At 72.4% G+C, this 17050-nt stretch carries 16 protein-coding genes; 7 read left to right on the top strand and 9 right to left on the bottom strand.

The features are described 5' to 3' along the window. Positions 1–18 precede the first annotated feature (18 nt). Positions 19–768, bottom strand: coding sequence for a TetR/AcrR family transcriptional regulator (locus tag PIJ49_RS07215; protein ID WP_209683867.1), 750 nt, complete (start codon positions 766–768; stop codon positions 19–21). 121 nt (positions 769–889) lie between these two features. On the opposite strand from PIJ49_RS07215, the gene PIJ49_RS07210 reads away from it, so the two are divergent. Next, positions 890–1819 carry an NAD-dependent epimerase/dehydratase family protein gene (locus PIJ49_RS07210; protein ID WP_271826202.1) on the top strand — a complete coding sequence of 310 codons (930 nt, stop codon included), beginning with the start codon at positions 890–892 and terminating at the stop codon, positions 1817–1819. Between the two features lie 191 nt (positions 1820–2010). On the opposite strand, the gene PIJ49_RS07205 is transcribed toward PIJ49_RS07210, so the two are convergent. Then, positions 2011–3831 carry a DEAD/DEAH box helicase gene (locus PIJ49_RS07205; RefSeq protein WP_271826201.1) on the bottom strand — a complete coding sequence of 607 codons (1821 nt, stop codon included), beginning with the start codon at positions 3829–3831 and terminating at the stop codon, positions 2011–2013. A gap of 182 nt (positions 3832–4013) precedes the next feature. Here PIJ49_RS07205 and PIJ49_RS07200 point away from each other — a divergent pair, with 182 nt between their 5' ends. From PIJ49_RS07200 to PIJ49_RS07185, 4 genes are all read left to right on the top strand, one after another. Continuing rightward, the gene (locus PIJ49_RS07200) at positions 4014–6254 is read left to right on the top strand and encodes an MDR family MFS transporter (RefSeq protein ID WP_442874612.1); all 2241 of its coding nucleotides are present in this window, start codon (positions 4014–4016) and stop codon (positions 6252–6254) included. Between the two features lie 119 nt (positions 6255–6373). Next, positions 6374–6964, top strand: coding sequence for a TetR/AcrR family transcriptional regulator (locus PIJ49_RS07195; protein WP_066652370.1), 591 nt, complete (start codon positions 6374–6376; stop codon positions 6962–6964). 182 nt (positions 6965–7146) lie between these two features. Next, positions 7147–8196 (top strand): hypothetical protein, encoded by a 1050-nt coding sequence (locus tag PIJ49_RS07190; protein ID WP_271826200.1) that lies wholly within the window; start codon positions 7147–7149, stop codon positions 8194–8196. A gap of 255 nt (positions 8197–8451) precedes the next feature. After that, complete coding sequence (locus PIJ49_RS07185; RefSeq protein WP_271826199.1) at positions 8452–8874, top strand: VOC family protein; 423 nt, start codon at positions 8452–8454, stop codon at positions 8872–8874. 6 nt (positions 8875–8880) lie between these two features. Here the strand turns inward: PIJ49_RS07185 and PIJ49_RS07180 are convergent, their stop codons facing one another. Next, a complete protein-coding gene (locus PIJ49_RS07180) occupies positions 8881–9165 on the bottom strand; it encodes a hypothetical protein (protein ID WP_251155310.1) in 285 nt (94 codons plus the stop codon). 64 nt (positions 9166–9229) lie between these two features. Between PIJ49_RS07180 and PIJ49_RS07175 the strand changes: the two genes are divergently transcribed. Then, a complete protein-coding gene (locus PIJ49_RS07175) occupies positions 9230–9538 on the top strand; it encodes a hypothetical protein (RefSeq protein ID WP_066652360.1) in 309 nt (102 codons plus the stop codon). Between the two features lie 54 nt (positions 9539–9592). Here the strand turns inward: PIJ49_RS07175 and PIJ49_RS07170 are convergent, their stop codons facing one another. Next, complete coding sequence (locus tag PIJ49_RS07170; protein WP_271826198.1) at positions 9593–10405, bottom strand: glycoside hydrolase family 16 protein; 813 nt, start codon at positions 10403–10405, stop codon at positions 9593–9595. Positions 10406–10700: 295 nt separating this feature from the next. Between PIJ49_RS07170 and PIJ49_RS07165 the strand changes: the two genes are divergently transcribed. Continuing rightward, complete coding sequence (locus PIJ49_RS07165; RefSeq protein WP_271826197.1) at positions 10701–11579, top strand: DUF808 domain-containing protein; 879 nt, start codon at positions 10701–10703, stop codon at positions 11577–11579. A gap of 128 nt (positions 11580–11707) precedes the next feature. Here the strand turns inward: PIJ49_RS07165 and PIJ49_RS07160 are convergent, their stop codons facing one another. The 5 genes from PIJ49_RS07160 to PIJ49_RS07140 all read right to left on the bottom strand — a co-directional run bounded on the left by PIJ49_RS07160 (position 11708) and on the right by PIJ49_RS07140 (position 16980). Then, positions 11708–11923, bottom strand: coding sequence for a hypothetical protein (locus tag PIJ49_RS07160; RefSeq protein WP_271826196.1), 216 nt, complete (start codon positions 11921–11923; stop codon positions 11708–11710). Positions 11924–12023: 100 nt separating this feature from the next. Then, positions 12024–13973: a potassium transporter Kup gene (locus PIJ49_RS07155; RefSeq protein ID WP_251160559.1), complete on the bottom strand. Its 1950-nt coding sequence runs from the start codon at positions 13971–13973 to the stop codon at positions 12024–12026. A 444-nt stretch (positions 13974–14417) separates the two neighbouring features. After that, positions 14418–15122 carry a 5'-methylthioadenosine/S-adenosylhomocysteine nucleosidase gene (mtnN, locus tag PIJ49_RS07150; protein WP_066652353.1) on the bottom strand — a complete coding sequence of 235 codons (705 nt, stop codon included), beginning with the start codon at positions 15120–15122 and terminating at the stop codon, positions 14418–14420. Between the two features lie 47 nt (positions 15123–15169). Beyond that, entirely contained in the window at positions 15170–16285 is a 1116-nt protein-coding gene (locus tag PIJ49_RS07145) for a sensor histidine kinase (RefSeq protein ID WP_271826195.1), read from the bottom strand. Beyond that, positions 16282–16980, bottom strand: a complete 699-nt coding sequence (locus tag PIJ49_RS07140) for a response regulator transcription factor (RefSeq protein ID WP_209683887.1) — start codon at positions 16978–16980, stop codon at positions 16282–16284. Before PIJ49_RS07140 ends, PIJ49_RS07145 begins: the two co-directional genes overlap by 4 nt. Positions 16981–17050 lie beyond the last annotated feature (70 nt).

The raw sequence follows: 17050 nt of genomic DNA, 5'->3' as shown, positions 1-17050 counted from the left end.
CCGCGGGGTGAGATCGGCTCAGCCGGGCGCTGCGAGCCCCAGATCGTGCGCGAGGCGGACGATCACCTCGTCGAAGTACGCCGCCGGGTCGGTCACCGAGCCGACCGCGTGCCCGAACAGCTCGAACGACAGGACGCCGAACACCGTCGTCCAGGCGATCAGGGTCCGCAGGACGACCTCGGGCGAGGGGTCGTCGTGGAAGCCGCGCTCTCGTGTGTAGGCGACCGCGTCGGCGACGGCGCCCGGCGCTGCGGGCCGCGAGCCGATCGCGGGACCGGCACCGAGCCTCCAGTCCGGAGCCAGCTCGGACCCGGCGACCCCCGACCACGCGTCGGTGACGACGCGGACGAGCACGTGCGTCGTCCGCGAGGCGGGCTCGACCGTGTCCTGCGGTGCGACGTACCCGGGCACGGGTGAGCCGTACAGGAGCGCGAAGTCCCCGGGGTGCCCGATCGCCCACTGCCGGACGGCACGACACGCGGCGACCCAGCGGCCGACGTGGTCGGACCGGTCGACCGGCGCCTCTGCCGCCTCGACCGCGGCGCCGAGTTCGTCGTAGTCGAGCACGAGCAGCGCGGTGAGCAGGTCGTCGCGGCTCGGGAAGTACCGGTACACGGCGGAGGACACCAGGCCGACGTCACGAGCGACGGCGCGCAGGCTCAACTGCGCCGGTCCCTCCTCGGTGAGCCGGGCGCGCGCGGCCGCGAGGATGCTCGCGTGCACGGCCTCCCGTGCCAGGGACCGGGCGGTCCTCGCCTTCTCCACCATGCCGTCAAGCGTGCCACGGGAGAGCACTGCACACAAACGAGAGCACTGCTCTTGCAATGGAGCCCGTCCGGCTGCATGATGGCTTCCGAGAGCACTGCTCTCCCGGATGTCAGGAGGAACCATGCCCCGTCACCACGTCGTCGTCGGCGCCGGCCCCGTCGGTCGCCACACTGCGGCACTGCTGTCCGAGCGTGGCGACGAGGTCGTCGTCGTCACCCGCTCCGGACGCGACACCGGTCTGCCCGGGGTCCGCCACGTCGGGCTCGACGCCGCCGACGCGGACGCCCTGACGGCCGTCGCGGACGGCGCGGCAGCACTCCACAACTGCGCGAACCCCGGCGACTACACGCAGTGGGAGCGGGTGTGGCCGCCGCTGGCGTCCTCCCTCCTCAACGCCGCCGAGCGGACGGGTGCCGTGTACGCGATCACCGGGAACCTGTACCCGTACGGCCCGGTCGACGGACCGATGCGCGCGGACCTGCCCGACGCCGCGACCGACCACAAGGGCGTCCTGCGGGCCCGGATGTGGGCAGACGCGCTGGCGGCGCACGAGGCCGGACGCATCCGCACGGTCGAGGTCCGCGGCTCGGACTACGTCGGCCCGGCCACCGGCGTCAACGGGCACGTCACGCGGGTGCTCCCGACCGCGATGCGGGGGAAGCCCGTCACCGTGATCGGGCGCTCGGACCAGCCGCACTCGTACACCGACGTCGGCGACGTCGCGCGGCTCCTCGTCGCCGCGGCGGACGACGAGCGGTCGCACGGTCGGACCTGGATCGTCCCGACCAACGCACCGCGGACCCAGGAGCAGGTCCTCACCGAGATGCTCCGGACGGCCGGTCGGCCCGCCGTCCGCGTGCGGTCACTGCCGATCGGCCTGCTCCGCGGGATCGGCGCGGTGTCCCCGTTCATGCGGGAGGTCGCGCAGCTCGGCTACCAGTGGTCGGCCCCCTACGTGGTCGACGACACCGCGACCCGTGCGCACTTCGGGTTCGGCCCGACGCCCTGGGACGAGGTCTGCCGCCGCACGGTGGACGGGCTGACCGTCTGAGCCGACCGGACGGGAGGCACGACCCGCGACGGGCGGGCGGCTCGCGTCCGTCCCGGAGTCGGCCCGGCAGTGGGCAGGGCCGATGGGGTCCCGCGACGCGACTGCGCGACCCCGGAGGACGGGGTCGCGCAGCGGATTAGTGGCCGGTCAGTGGCCGGTCAGTGGCCGGTCAGTGACCGACCGATGGCTGGTCAGTGCCGGGGCTTGCGTGCCGGACGGTCGTCGTCGCGGCGGTCGTCACGGCGGGGACGGTCGTCCCGACGGGGCGCACGCGGTCCGCGGTCGTCGCGGTCGTACCGACGGGCACCGCCGCGGCGGTCCGGCGCGATCTCGATGAGCTTCCCGGTGATCCGGGTGTCCGCCAGTCGGTCGAGCACGCCCGGGTCCATGCTCTCGGGCAGCTCGACGATCGAGAAGTCGGGTCGGATCTGGATCGCGCCGAAGTCGTCGCGCCGCAGGCCGCCCTCGTTCGCCAGGGCGCCGACGATCTGGCGCGGCTCGACGCGGTGGCGACGCCCGACCTCGATCCGGTAGGCGGTCATCGGCTGCGAGCGGCGCGGCCCACGGTCCTCGCGGCCACCACGGTCGTCGTCACGGTCGCGGCGCTCACCACGGCGGCCGTCGCGGTCCACCTGGTTGCGGAGCTGGTCGTCGGCCGGGTCGAGCAGCAGCGGCGAGTCACCCTGCGCCACGACCGCGAGCGCGGCCGAGACGTCCTCGGCGGGCACGTCGTGGTTGCGGACGTAGTGCGCGATGACGTCACGGAACTTCTCGATGCGGTCCTGCTGCTCGAGCGCCGCGGTGATCGCGTCGTCGAACCGGCTGAGGCGCGTCTCGTTGACGTCCTCGACCGTGGGCAGCTGCATCTGCGTGAGCGGCTGCTTCGTGTGGCGCTCGATGGCCGACAGGAGCCGGCGCTCGCGCGGGGTGACGAAGCTGATCGAGTCGCCCTTGCGGCCCGCGCGACCGGTGCGGCCGATGCGGTGTACGTAGGACTCGATGTCGACGGGGATGTCGAAGTTCACGACGTGGGTGATGCGGTCGACGTCCAGGCCACGGGCGGCGACGTCCGTGGCGACCAGGATGTCGAGCTTGCCGGACTTCAGCTGGTTGACCGTGCGCTCGCGCTGCGCCTGGGCGACGTCACCGCTGATCGCCGCCGCGGCGTACCCGCGGGCGCGGAGCTTCTCGGCCAGGGTCTCGGTCTCGCTCTTCGTGCGGACGAAGATGATCATGCCCTCGAAGTCCTCGACCTCGAGGATGCGGGTGAGCGCGTCGACCTTCTGCGGGTACGACACCATCAGGTAGCGCTGCGTGATGTTCGCGGCGGTCTTCGTCTTGGTCTTGACGGTGATCTCGGACGGGTCGTTCAGGTACTGCTGCGAGATGCGACGGATCTGCGCGGGCATCGTTGCCGAGAACAGCGCGACCTGCTTGTCGTCCGGCGTCTCGGCCAGGATCGTCTCGACGTCCTCGGCGAAGCCCATCTTGAGCATCTCGTCGGCCTCGTCGAGCACGAGGTACTTCAGCTGGGACAGGTCGAGCGTGCCCTTGGCGATGTGGTCCATGATGCGACCGGGCGTGCCGACGACGACGTCGACGCCACGGCGCAGCGCGGACAGCTGCACGCCGTACGCCTGACCGCCGTAGACGGGCAGCACGTGCACGTGCTTCATGTGCGACGCGAACTGCTCGAACGCCTCGCACACCTGCAGCGCGAGCTCACGGGTCGGCGACAGCACGAGGGCCTGGGGCACCTTGCTGCCCGACTCCATGCGGGACAGGATCGGCAGCGCGAACGCCGCGGTCTTGCCGGTGCCGGTCTGCGCGAGGCCGACGACGTCGCGCCCCTCGAGCAGCGTCGGGATCGTCGCTTCCTGGATGGCGGAGGGGGTCTCGTAGCCGATGTCCTTGACGGCCTTGAGCACCGGATCGCTCAGGCCGAGGTCGGCGAAGGTCACCACGGGCCCCTCGTCGGCGGTCTCGGTGGCGATGGCGGTGTCCGTGCTCATGGGGAAACGGTACCTCGGACGGCGGACGCCCGCTGACGCGACCGGGCGAGCGGTGGCCGGACGGGAGGCGCGTGGCGGCGCCGCGACGCGCCTCCCGTCCGTCGCCATTTAGTTGCATTCCGGAACCACCGGAGGTATCGTTGCGCGGTCTGCAAAGTTACACAGTACGAAAAAGGAGTTCGATGACCGCCACCGCACCCGTCTCGGTGCAGCAGGGCCGCGACACCGCCGGCCCCGACGCGGCGACCGGCGCGCACGCGCCCGGCACCTCCGGCCAGCAGCCGCTCATGACGCACCGCCAGATCCTCCTGGTGATCTACGGCCTGATGGCGGGCATGTTCCTGTCGTCCCTCGGCCAGACGGTGTTCGGCACGGCGATCCGCACCATCGGCGACGACCTGCACGGCCTCGACCAGCAGGCATGGGTGACCACGGCCTACCTGATCACGTCGACGATCGCGACGCCGATCTACGGCAAGCTCTCCGACATCTTCGGCCGACGGCCGCTCTACATCTTCGGCATCGTCGTCTTCATCCTCGGCGCCGTGCTGTCCTCGATGTCCACCTCGATGCTCATGCTCGCGGCCTTCCGTGCCGTGCAGGGCATCGGCGCCGGCGCGCTCATGTCGCTGCCGCTCGCGATCATGGGTGACATCCTCGCGCCGCGTGAGCGTGCGAAGTACCAGGGGTACTTCCTCGCCGTGTTCGGCATCTCGTCCGTCATCGGACCGCTCATCGGCGGCCTGCTCGCCGGCTCCTCCGAGATCCTCTGGATCACCGGGTGGCGCTGGGTGCTCCTCATCAACGTGCCGATCGGCGTCGCCGCGCTCATCATGGTGATCGTCTTCCTGCACCTGCCGAAGGTGCACGGCAAGGGCGACAAGCCGAAGGTCGACTGGTGGGGCGCGACGGCCGTCATCGTCACGCTCGTGCCGCTGCTGCTCGTCGCCGAGCAGGGCCGCACCTGGGGCTGGGGCTCGCCCGCCGCGATCGCCAGCTACGTGATCGGTGCGCTCGGACTCGTCGCACTGCTGCTCGTCGAGTCGAAGATGGGCGACGCGGCGATCATCCCGCTGAAGCTCTTCCGCTCCGGCACGTTCTCGATGGCGACCGTCATCGGGTTCCTGGTCGGCTTCGCGATGTTCGGCGCCATGCTGACCATCCCGCTCTACCTGCAGATCGTCGTGGGCCTGACCCCGACCGAGTCGGGCTTCGCCACACTGCCGCTCGTCGGTGGGCTGATGATCGCGTCGATCACCTCGGGCCAGATCGTCGCCCGTGTCGGCCGCTACCGGGTCTTCCCGGTCATCGGCACGTTCCTGGTGTCGGCCGGCTACGTCGTCCTGACCTTCATGACGATCGACAAGCCGCTCTGGTTCCTGATGATCGGCATGTTCCTGATCGGCCTCGGGCTCGGCTCGGTCATGCAGTCGCTGACCCTGGCGTCGCAGGGCTCGGTCGAGGCCCGGGACATGGGCGTCGCGACCAGCTCGGCGACGTTCTTCCGGCAGATCGGCGGAACGCTCGGCACCGCGGTGCTGCTCTCGATCCTGTTCTCGGTCATGCCGAGCAACATCCTGACGGCGACCGCGAACCAGGCCGACCTCAAGCCGGCGCTGTCGGCCGCACTCGACCCCGCGGTGGCGAGCAAGCCGGCCAACCAGGGCGCGATCGACACGATCTGGGCCCCGATCACCACCCCGCTGCAGCAGACCGTCCAGGGGAAGCTCGACGACGCCTCGGCGCAGGCGAAGCAGGCGGCCGACCAGGCCGTCACGCAGCAGGTCACCGCGGCCGTGCAGAAGCAGGTCGCCGCCGGTGCCGTGCCCGCAGCCGCGGCGCAGGGCGTGATCGACCAGCAGGTCGCAGCGGCCACCCCGGCCGCAGAGTCCGCAGCCCTCGAGGCCGTGGCGGACGAGGCGCACGCCAGCGTCCAGGACGGCACGGTGTCGGTCGACTGGTCGAACGCCTCGCAGCGGTCGTACTGGGTGGACGAGCTCACGCCGGCCCTGGCGAAGCAGATCGACGACGGCGCCAGTTCGGACTCCGCGGCGACGAGCACGAACGACACCTCGTTCCTCACCGGCGCCGACAGCCGCCTCACGCGGCCGTTCATGGCGGGCTTCAACGCCTCGTCCGTGACGATCTACTGGGTCGGACTCGGCGTGATCCTGCTCGCCTTCGTGCTCACCTGGTTCTTCCGGGTGCCGCCGCTGCGCCAGCGCTCGGCGCTGCAGGAACAGCACGACGCCGCGAACGGATCCTCGTCAGACGGCTCCTCGTCCGACGGTTCCTCGTCCGATGTCGACCGCTCGGCGCCGTCGGCCGAGGCCGAGCTCGAGGCCCGCGCCGGGCTCGCAGCAGCCGAGGCCGGATCGTTCACCGGGCCGATGACCGGCTCCACGCCGACCCAGCGTCGGTGACCCCCGGCCGCCCGCACCCCGCCCGGGGTGCGGGCGGCCTCCCCGTGCCGGACCCGTCCGGCGCAGACGACCCGGGCCACCGCAGGACACGGTGGCCGCCCAGCACCACAGGAGTGCACGTGAGCACCACAGCAGCACCGGAGCCGGTCACCGCGCCGTGCACGTTGCGCGAGCGGAAGAAGCAGCAGACCCGGCAGGCGCTCCACGACGCCGCCCTGACGCTCGTCTCCGAGCACGGTCTCGACGGCGTCACCGTCGAGCAGATCTGCAGCGACGCCGACGTCTCCCCGCGGACCTTCTTCAACTACTTCACGTCGAAGGCGCACGCGGCGCTCGGTCTCGACACCGTCGAGGTGCCGGAGTGGGCGGCGACGCGCTTCGCCGAGGCGGACGGCCGACTCGTCGACGACCTGTGCGTCCTGATCGCCGCGACCGTCCCGCTCTCCCAGGACCGCCGCCGGATGAAGGAGCTCCTCGTGCTCCGACCCGAGATGGCACCGATGGTCATGCAGTGGATGGCCGAGTCGCGGCAGTCGCTCCTCGCCACGGTGTCGTCGCGCACCGACGAGCAGACCGCTCGCACGGCCGTCGGACTCGTGCTGTCCGCGCTGTCCGAGGTCGCGCACCGCGACACCGTCGGTGACAGCGACGAGCTCGCGGTGAAGCTCCGCACCGTCGTCGCCGAGATGGGCGCGATCGCCGCGTCCTGATCCGCGCCCGCGGTGCGACGCACGGTGCCGCACGGCGCTGCGGGGTTCCACAGGGTCCCTTCGGGAAGCCGCAACCGATCGTCCGCGAAGGTTCCTCGCCGCCTACGCTCGCGGCACCGGACGTACCCGACGACCGGTCCCGGCGCGGTCTCCCGACGCTCCGGGGATCCGCGAGGAGCACCATGCACCACGTCCCGAGCGCTCGGTCCGCAGCGCGCACCACCGCAGCGGCTGCCGCCGTGCTGGTCGCCGCCGCACTCGGCGTCCTGCCGGCCGCCACGGCCCGGGGCGCCACCCAGCCCGTGTCGGCGTCGACAGCGTCGTCGTCGCCGACACCGGTCACCCCGCCGACGACGGCGGACGTGCCGTCCTCGCCGACGACGGCGGACGTGCCGTCCTGGGCAGCGGCCACCAGCGAGTCCTCCCCCCAGGTGCTCCCGACCGTCCGGGCCGGCGAACCGTCCTCCGCCGACCTGCGCGCACGGGACGCCGACGGAGCCGCGTACTCGCTCACCACCGCGGAGGGCGCCACAGCCCACCCGGACGACGGGCTGACCTTCGCCCACGGTGTGCTCTCCGGCACCCCGACCCACGCGGGCACCGCCACCGTGCGGGTCACCGCGACGACCGCGGTCGGCTCCGCGGAGCACTGGGTGCGCTGGACCGTCCTGCCCGCTGCCGCCACCGGCGTCGGCGTGGTCGTCCGCACCGTCCCCGCCGCGTCGGACGGGACGTACACCTGGGTCGGTGCCGACGGCCGGGTCTACCCGGATCCGCTGGGCGTGGCGCTCGGCGGCTCCCTCACGCTCGAACCGTGGACGACCGACCGGTTCGGCAACACGGTGGCGGTCGCCGAGGACGCCGAGGTCCGTGCGAGCGACGACGCCGACCGGGTCGACCGCGCCGACGGGACCGTCACGGTGACCTTCACCGGTGCGGCGTCGCAGACCGTCCGGGTGTCGGTCGACGGCACCGCGACCACGTTCCCGGTGCGGGTGACCGGCGGACGGGCGGCGACCGCTCCCGAGGGAGACGCCACCACCGCAGCTCGGGTCGGGCAGGACCCGGACGGTGGTCCGTCGAGCGCCCGCTCCGTCGCGGACACCGCCGGCGAGCTCGCCTGGACCGGGGCCGATGCCGCCGTGCCGATCGGCTGGGCCGTGGCGCTCCTCACGCTCGGCACGGCCGTGGTCGGACTGCGCCGGGCGCGTCGGACGCGGCACCGCGCCTGAGCCGGGCGGCCGGCCCGAGACGCCGGCGTTTCGCCGTGCCGGACGGGTCCGAGACGCCGGCGTCACCGCGAGACGCCCCCGATCGCTCGAGACGCCGTCCTCTTCGGCGGCGTCTCGGCACGACGGCGGCGTCTCGGCACGACGGCGGCGTCTCGGCACGACACCGGCGTCTCGGCACGACGCCGGCGTCTCACGTCGACCACGGACAGGGAGCCGAAGGGGGCCCACCGGCGAGCACCGGAGTACGGTCAGCCCATGGACGGCACAGCCCCGACCCCGTACCTCCTGCTCCCCGGTACCGCCCGCACGGCGCTCGCCCGCTGGCAGCAGGTCTTCGGCGGCGACGTCCGCGTCACCTCGTACGAGGAGGCCGCTCGCGAGGACGGGCCGCCCGGCGCCGTGGCGCACGGCGAGCTCGTCGGCCCGGTCCGGCTCTTCGCCGCCGACACCGGCCCCGACGACACCGCGCTCGCGGTCTCCGGCCTGTTGTTCGCCCTGCTCGGGAGCGCCCGGCCCGAGGTGCTCCGGCGGTGGTTCGTGGACCTGGCCTCCGACGGCACGGTGGTCGACGACCTCCAGGAGCGGCCGTGGGGCGACTGGGACGTAACGGTGCGCGACGCGTTCGGGGTGACCTGGTTGATCGGGTTCGAACGGTCAGCGCTCGACGACCAGGACTGACCAGCCTCAGTCCGTCGGGTGCTCGTCGGACCCGAGCGGGAGCAACGGCGCCCAGAACGCGTCCGGGCCGTCCGTGACGACGGCGTCGGCCTCGAAGCGGAACCCGTACCCGCGCACGAAGTCGAGGGCTGCGACCCGCTCGTCCTCGGCGTCGTCGGACGCAGCGTCGGGGAGGTGCACGCCGTGCCCCATCCGGACGCCGGAGTCGCTGATGAGGGTGAGGTCCCACCGGCCCTCCTCCGCGCGCTCGATGCGGACGACGGCGGCCTGTGCAGCGGTGAAGTCAGCCATGCAGCGGATCCTACGGACGGCCGCCCGGGCGCGTTCAGGGTGCCGACGCCCGTACCCTGACCGCATGGACACCCCACAGCCGTCCGGCACGACGAAGCGCCGGATCACCCTCGACCTCGGTCGCCCCCTGCTGACCTGGGGAGCCCGACCGACGGTGACGATCGACGGCGTCGGTCACCCGGCCCAGTGGGGCACCGGCACGTGGGCGGTCGCCGACGACGGGTCGACCCGGATCGGCGTCTCCTGCTTCAACCGCCTGTGGCACTTCGGCACCGCCAGCGGCACGGTCGGCGATGCCGACGGCTTCGCCTACCGCAGCGGCGCACTGCCACTGGGCCGCGGTCGGCTGACCGCCCGTCGCACCGCGGGCTGAGCCCGGAGGCGCGGTGCCGGTGGGCGGTCCCGTTCACCGGCACCGCGCCTCCCGTCAGTCGTAGATCGCGATCCAGTCGACGCTCACGTGCCCCGAGGCGCCCGCCGGCACGCGCCCACCGGTGTCGGTCTCGGCCTGCAGCGTGACCCGCATCGGCTTCGTCGGCACGGCCTTCGTCGTCGACGCGACCAGCTTGCCGTCCCAGAAGAAGCGGACCACCTTGCTGTCCCACTCGGTGGTGGCGACGTGGTAGCTGCTCGTGTCGGTGGCCGCGAAGGTCTCACGCTCCGGCTGGAAGGTCATGGCGCCGTTCCGCAGGCTGCCCGGGACGGCCGACGCGGGTCGGGGCTTCGCGCCGAGGGCCGCTTCGGGCCAGTCGATCTCGCCCTCGTTCCACCGGTCGCTCGACGGCCACAGGATCACGACAAACTTGTACCCGGGGGTCTTCGTGGTCTTGTAGCGGATCGAGACGCGGCCGGTGCGGTGCGGCGCGTAGCCGTCGGGCATGACGGCCGCGGCGAGCGGCTGACCGCGGTCGGACCGCAGCCAGAAGTCGAGCGCACCGTTCTGCACGCTCAGCACCTTCGACGGTGTGTAGCGCCCCTGACCGCTCGTGTCGGAGAACCCGTCGTACAGGCCCATGCCCGGGTACTTCGCGGCGACCTTGCCGGCCGGCGCGGCCGTGGCGAAGTCCTGCCGGTAGGTCTGCTTCCAGGTCCGACCGTTCGACACGACGGTGCCCTTCGGGGCGGAGGTCGTCGTGATCGACGTCGGCGCGGCGGACGCGGAGGGGGGAGCCGAGACATCGGCGACCGCGCCGACTGCGAGCACGGCGACGGTGAGGGCTGCGACGATCGAGGACTGCAAGGGGCGCTCCTGCCTGTGGGCGCCGACGTGGGTGGCGTCGGCGGACCGTGGTGGTGGTGCTCGGTGTGCCCTGCTGTGTCGGCTCGGGAAGGGCTGCCGTCAGTGGAACGACGGGCGGCTGCCAGGCAACCCCCAGCGGCGTACCCCGTTCGCGCGAGCAGAACGGTCTGACTGCGCGCCGCTCCGCGGATGTCGGCGCGGACCCGCCGTCGCACGTACCCCGATCTGGGGGAAGCGCCGGCCGGTGGGAGGGCGCGGGACGGACGCCGGTGACCGCTCCAGTAGGGTGAGCGACATGTCAGTCGGGTTGCTCGCCGTGGTGGACGACATCCTCTCCGCGGCCCTCAAGGCCAGCGCGAAGACCGCGGGGGTCGTGATCGACGACGCGGCGGTCACTCCGCAGTACGTCCAGGGACTGCAACCGGCTCGCGAACTCCCCGTCGTCGGGCGCATCGCGCTCGGCAGCCTCTTCAACAAGTTCGTCATCATCATCCCGTTGGCGCTGCTGCTGTCGGCGTTCGCCCCGTGGGTGCTGCCCTGGCTGCTCGTCATCGGCGGCACGTACCTGTGCTTCGAGGGCGCCGAGAAGGTCACCGAGTGGTTCGGTGTGCACCACGAGGCCGCCGGCGACGCGCAGCCGACCACGGAGCCCAAGCTCGTCTTCGGCGCCGTGCGCACCGACCTCGTCCTCAGCACCGAGATCATGCTCATCGCCCTGTCGAGCCTGGACACCGGGCTCGACTTCTGGCCGAAGGTCGGTGCCCTCGCGCTGATCGGGCTCGGGATGACGGCCCTGGTCTACGGCGCCGTGGCGCTCCTGGTGAAGGTCGACGACATCGGCCTGCAGATGATGAAGAACGACTCCCGGCGGACCCGCCGTGCCGGTGCGCGGATCGTGCGCGCGATGCCGACGGTGTTCCGGGTCATCAGCATCGTCGGCACGGTCGCCATGCTCTGGGTCGGTGGGCACCTGGTGATCGCGAACCTGGCGGAGACGTTCTGGGCGGGCCCGGAGGAACTGCTGCACGTGGTCGAGCACGCGGTCGAGGCCGCCGGCCCGGTCGTCGCGTGGATCGTCGACACCGCGGTGTCGGCCGTGTTCGGGCTCGTGCTCGGCATGGTCGTGGTCGGCATCGTGCTCGGTGTCGGTCGCCTGCGGGGCCGCGCACACTGACCCGGCCGGGCTCCCCCGACGGCACGGTCCGCGCGGTCCTCCTGGCGCGCTGTGGACGTGGCCGGCAGGTCGTCACCGCGACCGGGCGGAGTGCTGCGGCGGCCCGGTCCGGCCGAGGGACGGTGGCCTCAGGCGTCGCCGACCGCGGTCTCCCACTGGTACCAGGCCTCGAGCTGCGCCTGCGCACTGCCGAGGGCACTGTGCGACCCGCGCACCGATCCGTCCTCGGACTCGAGCTCGTACTGCCGCTGGAGCGTGATGCGGGCCAGCACGCGGCCGTCGGCCCACGCCGTCCAGGAGGCGTCGCTGTCCTGACGCCAGGTGAGGTCGTTCCGGTGTGCCATGGTGCGGCTTCCGTTCGGTGCCGCAGGAGCCCGGGTGGCGGAACGACCCGTCGGACGCTACGCCGTCCGCCTGGACGGTGCTCAGCCGCACGGACGGCGCTCAGAGCTCGACGTCGCTGCCCATCGTCACCGTGCGCTGTGCCGGCAGCCCGAAGCGCGCTGCCGGATCGGCCGCGTTGTGCGCCAACCCGACGAAGAGCTTCTTCCGCCAGCGCGCCATGCCGCGGTTGCCGGCCTGCGGTCGGAGCGCACCGCGCGAGATGAAGTACGACGCCCCGGCGATCGCCTCCGGATCGACGTCGAGCACCTCGGCCAGGCACGCGGCGTGCAGTGCCCGCGGCAGGTCCTGGTCGTCGGAGAACCCGAACTTCACCGTGATGTGGTCGATGCCGTCGTCCTCGTACCCGAGGTCGTCGCGGAAGAACGCCTTGGCGTGCGGCACGTGCGGCACGTTCGCGGTGAGCACCGAGACGATGATCACGGTCCGGTGCACCACGTGGTTGTGCTCGACGTTCGCGCGGAGCGCCAGCGGGGTCGTCTCCTTGTTGGGGTGCGGGAAGATCGCGATGCCCTCGACCCGTGGGACGTGCTTCGTGTTGATGCGCTCGATGAACTCGGCGAGCGACCCCTCGCGTTCCTTGCGTTCCTCCTGTACGAGCTGCCGTCCCCGACGCCAGGTCGTCATCAGCGTGATCACCGCGAGAGCGATGAGCAGCGGGACCCAACCGCCGTGCACGATCTTCGACAGGTTGCCGGCCAGGAAGGTCAGCTCGAGCCCGCCGAAGACCACCGCGGCCAGCACGAGCTTCCACGTCGCCCAGTGCCAGAGCGGCTTGACGACCAGGAGCAGCAGCAGCGTGTCCACGACCAGCGCGCCGGTCACCGACACCCCGTACGCGGTGGCGAGGCTCGCCGACGACCGGAAGGCGAGCATGATCGCGAGGACACCGATGAAGAGCAGCAGGTTGACCGCCGGCAGGTAGATCTGGCCGCCTTCCTCCCGCGAGGTCTGCCGGATCGTCAGGGGCGGCAGCAGCCCGAGCTGGACGGCCTGGCGTGTGAGCGAGAAGGCGCCGGAGATGACCGCCTGGCTCGCGATCACCGTGGCCATCGTCGCGAGCACGACGACCGGGATCTGCAGGGCGTCCGGGAAGAGCAGGAAGAACGGGTCCTTCGCCGCCGAGGGGTCCTGCAGCACCAGCGACGCCTGGCCGAGGTAGTTGAGCACGAGCGCCGGGAACACCACGAAGAACCAGGCGCGGAGGATCGCCGGACGGCCGAAGTGGCCCATGTCCGCGTACAGCGCCTCGGCCCCGGTGATGACGAGCACGACGGCGCCCATCGCCACGAACGTGATGTACGGGTGGGCGACGAGGAAGGAGATCGCCCAGGTCGGCGAGAGCCCCTGCAGCACGCCGGGGTGCGCGACGATGTGCGGGACGCCGGCCGCGGCGATGACCACGAACCAGAGCAGCATCACCGGACCGAACAGGTTGCCGACCTTGCCGGTGCCGAACCGCTGCACGAGGAACAGCAGCACGAGGATGACGGCCGCGATCGGCACGATGAGGTGCTCGAGCGACGGCGCCGCGGTCGAGAGCCCCTCGACCGCGGAGAGCACGGACACGGCCGGGGTGATGACCGAGTCGCCGTAGAAGAGCGAGACACCGATGATGCCGATCACCAGGAAGACCGTCGCGCCCCCGCGCCGCTTCGCGTAGAGCCGGCGCGCCAGTGCGGCGAGCGCCATGACCCCGCCCTCGCCGTCGTTGTCGGCGCGCATGAGCACGAGCACGTACTTGATCGACACGACGATCGTGACGCTCCAGAACATGATCGAGATGACGCCGTAGACGTCCTCCTGGTTCGCCTTCACGATGCCGCCGTCGATGGTGAACACCGTGCGGAGGGCGTACAGCGGGCTGGTGCCGATGTCGCCGAACACGACGCCGAGGGCGGTGAGGGCGAGGGCTGCGATGCCCTTCGCCGGCCCGTGCGAGGGGTCGTCGACGGTGTCGCTCGTCGGCGCCGGGGAGCGGGTCTCGGTCACGCTCGTCACTTCCGTCCGGGCCGTCCGGGCGACGGCCGCGGATCATCATCGCACCGGCGGAGCGTCGAGGCACTCGGCTGGCGCCCAACCGTGCACGAGTGTGCGGAGACCGGCTGTCGTGCAGGAGTCGTACCCCGTCCCCTCGACGCGTACAGGAACCGCGTCCTACCGTTCGGGTCGATGCGAGCGCGGACGTCCCGTGCACGGAAGGAGTGCACCATGGACCTCGACGGGTTCCAACCGGCCCAGCTGATCGTCTTCGTGATCGCGGTCGTCCTGGTGTTCGGCGGCCTGATCGCCAGCCGCCGGCGTCGCTGACCCGGCGCTCACCCGGTCTGCCGGCACGCGCGTCCGACGCGGGCGACCGACGGACGGGAGGCGCGGGACCGACGGGTGCCCTGCCTCCCGTCCGGTGGGCGGCGGTGGTCGCTGGTGGGCGCCGCCTCAGGCCGCCAGGTCGAGCAGCACGTCGTGCGCCACGCGCGCTGCGCGTGCCGACGCGTCGTCGAGGTGCTCCCGGAACTCGTCGCCGTCCGGTGCGCACAGGTCGCTGATCCCACGGATCGACAGGAACGGCATGTCGTGCACGTGCGTGAACTGCGCGATGGCCGCGGACTCCATGTCCACCGCTGCGACCGCGGGGAAGACCTCGCGCAGCGCACGGGCGCGCCCCTCGGTGACGAAGACCTCGCTCGAGCCGATGGTCGCGGATCGGATGCGGTACGGCGTCCGAGCAGCGGCGGCGCGGGCGAGCATGCGGGAGTCGGGCGCGTACTGCGGCGGCATCCCGGGGACCTGCCCGAGCGCGTAGCCGAACGCCGTCGCGTCCGCGTTGATGTTCACGTAGTGCTCGCCGACGACGACGTCACCGATCTCGATGCCGCGCATGAGCCCGCCGGCGGTCCCGACGCTGAGCACCGGGACGGTGCCGAAGTCGTGGAAGCAGTGCGCGACGGCGGCCGTCGCGTTCGTGAACCCGATGCCGCTGCGGCGGAGGGCGACCACCGATCCGCCGACGTCGAGCAGGTGGTGCTCGTCGTGTCCGCCCACCGGCCCGTCGTCGATGACGACACCACCCAGCAGGGTGGCGACGGCGGAGAGTTCCTCGGTCATCGCGGCGATGACGACGGCGACGGGCGTTGCTTGCACCGACCGATCCTCGCACGGAGCGGCCCGGCTCCCGTGCACGACGGCGCTCACGCGGCAGAGGACGGCCCGGCCGGGCACCCCGCGGCGGGCAGTGCCACCTCGACGACGAGACCGCCCTCCGGACGTGCGGCGACGTCGAGCGTGCCACCGTGCGAGGTCACGATCGCCGCGACGATCGCCAGACCGAGACCGGCGCCGGCGTCGTCCTCGCGCCGCCGCGAGGCCACCCGTTGGAACGGCTCGGTGAGGGTCGGGACGACCGCGGCCGGCACGACGGCACCGGGGTTCTCGACCACGACGACCGACGCGCCCTGCCGGGTGCCCGTCCTGACGCGGACCCAGCCGTCCCGCCCCGGGCCGACGTTGTGGACGACGGCGTTCTGCAGGAGGTTCGTCACGAGCTGGAGCAGCAGGGACGTCGAGCCGGTCGTCCACGCCGTCGCCGTGACGGGCTCGACGTCGATGCCCCGCGCCTCGGCGAGGGGCAGGACGGTCTCGACGGCCTCGTCCGCCAGGAGCGACAGGTCCACCCGCTCGCGGTCCGGGAGCTCCCGGCCGGCTCGTGCGAGCACCAGCAGGGCCTCGGTCAGGTCGACCGCCCGCTCGTTCACGTTCCGCAACCGCTCGAGGACCCCGGCCGGGTCGCGGTCCGGCTCGCGGGCGGCGACCTCGAGCAGCGCGCGCGTCGTGGCCAGCGGCGTCCGCAGCTCGTGCGACGCGTTCGCCGCGAAGCGCTGCTGCTCCGCCACGTACGCCTCGAGCCGCCCGACCATGCCGTCGAACGCGTCGGCGAGGTCACGGAACTCGTCGCGTCGACCGGGGAGCGCGACGCGGTGCGCGAGCGACCCGGCCGCGACCTGTCGCGTGGTGTCGGTGATCCGCTGGAGCGGCGCCAGCACCCGGCCGGCGAGGAACCACCCGCCGACCAGCCCGACGACCACGAGTGCCACGGACACCGCGGCCGCTGCGGGGACGAACGCACGGACGAGGTCGGAACGGTCGGGGACGTAGCCGTCGGTCGTGGCCAGGTTCCCGACGGGCACGTACCGCAGGAGGAACACCCAGACCACGGCGAGGATCAGCGCTCCGGTGAGCACCACCACCCCCGCGTAGCTGAGGGCGAGTCGCACCCGCACGCTGGCGCCGCGGCGACGGTCGGTCACGAGCCGCCGTCCGTCACGCCGCCGGCACGCGGTCCGTCGGTGTCGATGCGGTAGCCGACGCCCGGCACGGTGGCGATCACCCACGGCTCCCCCAGACGCTTGCGGAGCGCCGACACCGTGATCCGGACGGCGTTCGTGAAGGGGTCCGCGTTCTCGTCCCAGGCGCGTTCGAGCAGCTGCTCGGCACTCACCACCCCGCCACCGGCGCGGACGAGGACCTCGAGCACGGCGAACTGCTTGCGGGTGAGGGCGACGTGGTGGCCGTCGCGGAAGACCTCGCGGCGGAACGGGTCGACCCGCAGCCCCGCCGCTTCGAGGACCGGTGGGCGGTGCTCGCCGCTCCGCCGTGCCAGCGCGCGGACGCGGAGCACGAGCTCCCGCAGTGCGAACGGCTTCGTCAGGTAGTCGTCAGCACCGACGGCGAAGCCGGAGACCTTGTCGTCGAGTCGGTCGGCCGCGGTCAGCATGAGCACCGGGACGCCGGCGTCGGTCGCGACCAGGTGTGCGGCGACCTCGTCGCCGGTCGGCCCGGGGACGTCCCGGTCGAGCACCGCGACGTCGTAGCGGTTCAGCGCGAGGAGCTCGAGCGCGGCGTCCCCGTCCTGCGCGACGTCGGCCGCGATGGCCTCGAGGCGGAAGCCGTCGCGGACGGCCTCGGCGAGCAGGGGTTCGTCCTCGAGGATCAGCACACGCACGGCACCGATGCTAGGCGGCGGTACGTGTCGGGAGCGTATGCGGAAACGCGTACGCTCCGACGACACGGTC

This window comes from Curtobacterium uvaldense (assembly GCF_028307415.1).
Lineage (GTDB): Bacteria > Actinomycetota > Actinomycetes > Actinomycetales > Microbacteriaceae > Curtobacterium.
The sequence above is the reverse complement of the archived record's forward strand: the minus strand, read 5'-3'. Positions and strand labels throughout refer to the sequence as shown.

Coding starts and splice junctions, on each gene's coding strand:
- PIJ49_RS07215 (WP_209683867.1), bottom strand. CDS start 768: ATGGTGGAGAAGGCGAGGACCGCCCGGTCCCTGGCACGGGAGGCCGTG.
- PIJ49_RS07210 (WP_271826202.1), top strand. CDS start 890: ATGCCCCGTCACCACGTCGTCGTCGGCGCCGGCCCCGTCGGTCGCCAC.
- PIJ49_RS07205 (WP_271826201.1), bottom strand. CDS start 3,831: ATGAGCACGGACACCGCCATCGCCACCGAGACCGCCGACGAGGGGCCC.
- PIJ49_RS07200 (WP_442874612.1), top strand. CDS start 4,014: ATGACCGCCACCGCACCCGTCTCGGTGCAGCAGGGCCGCGACACCGCC.
- PIJ49_RS07190 (WP_271826200.1), top strand. CDS start 7,147: ATGCACCACGTCCCGAGCGCTCGGTCCGCAGCGCGCACCACCGCAGCG.
- PIJ49_RS07185 (WP_271826199.1), top strand. CDS start 8,452: ATGGACGGCACAGCCCCGACCCCGTACCTCCTGCTCCCCGGTACCGCC.
- PIJ49_RS07180 (WP_251155310.1), bottom strand. CDS start 9,165: ATGGCTGACTTCACCGCTGCACAGGCCGCCGTCGTCCGCATCGAGCGC.
- PIJ49_RS07175 (WP_066652360.1), top strand. CDS start 9,230: ATGGACACCCCACAGCCGTCCGGCACGACGAAGCGCCGGATCACCCTC.
- PIJ49_RS07165 (WP_271826197.1), top strand. CDS start 10,701: ATGTCAGTCGGGTTGCTCGCCGTGGTGGACGACATCCTCTCCGCGGCC.
- PIJ49_RS07160 (WP_271826196.1), bottom strand. CDS start 11,923: ATGGCACACCGGAACGACCTCACCTGGCGTCAGGACAGCGACGCCTCC.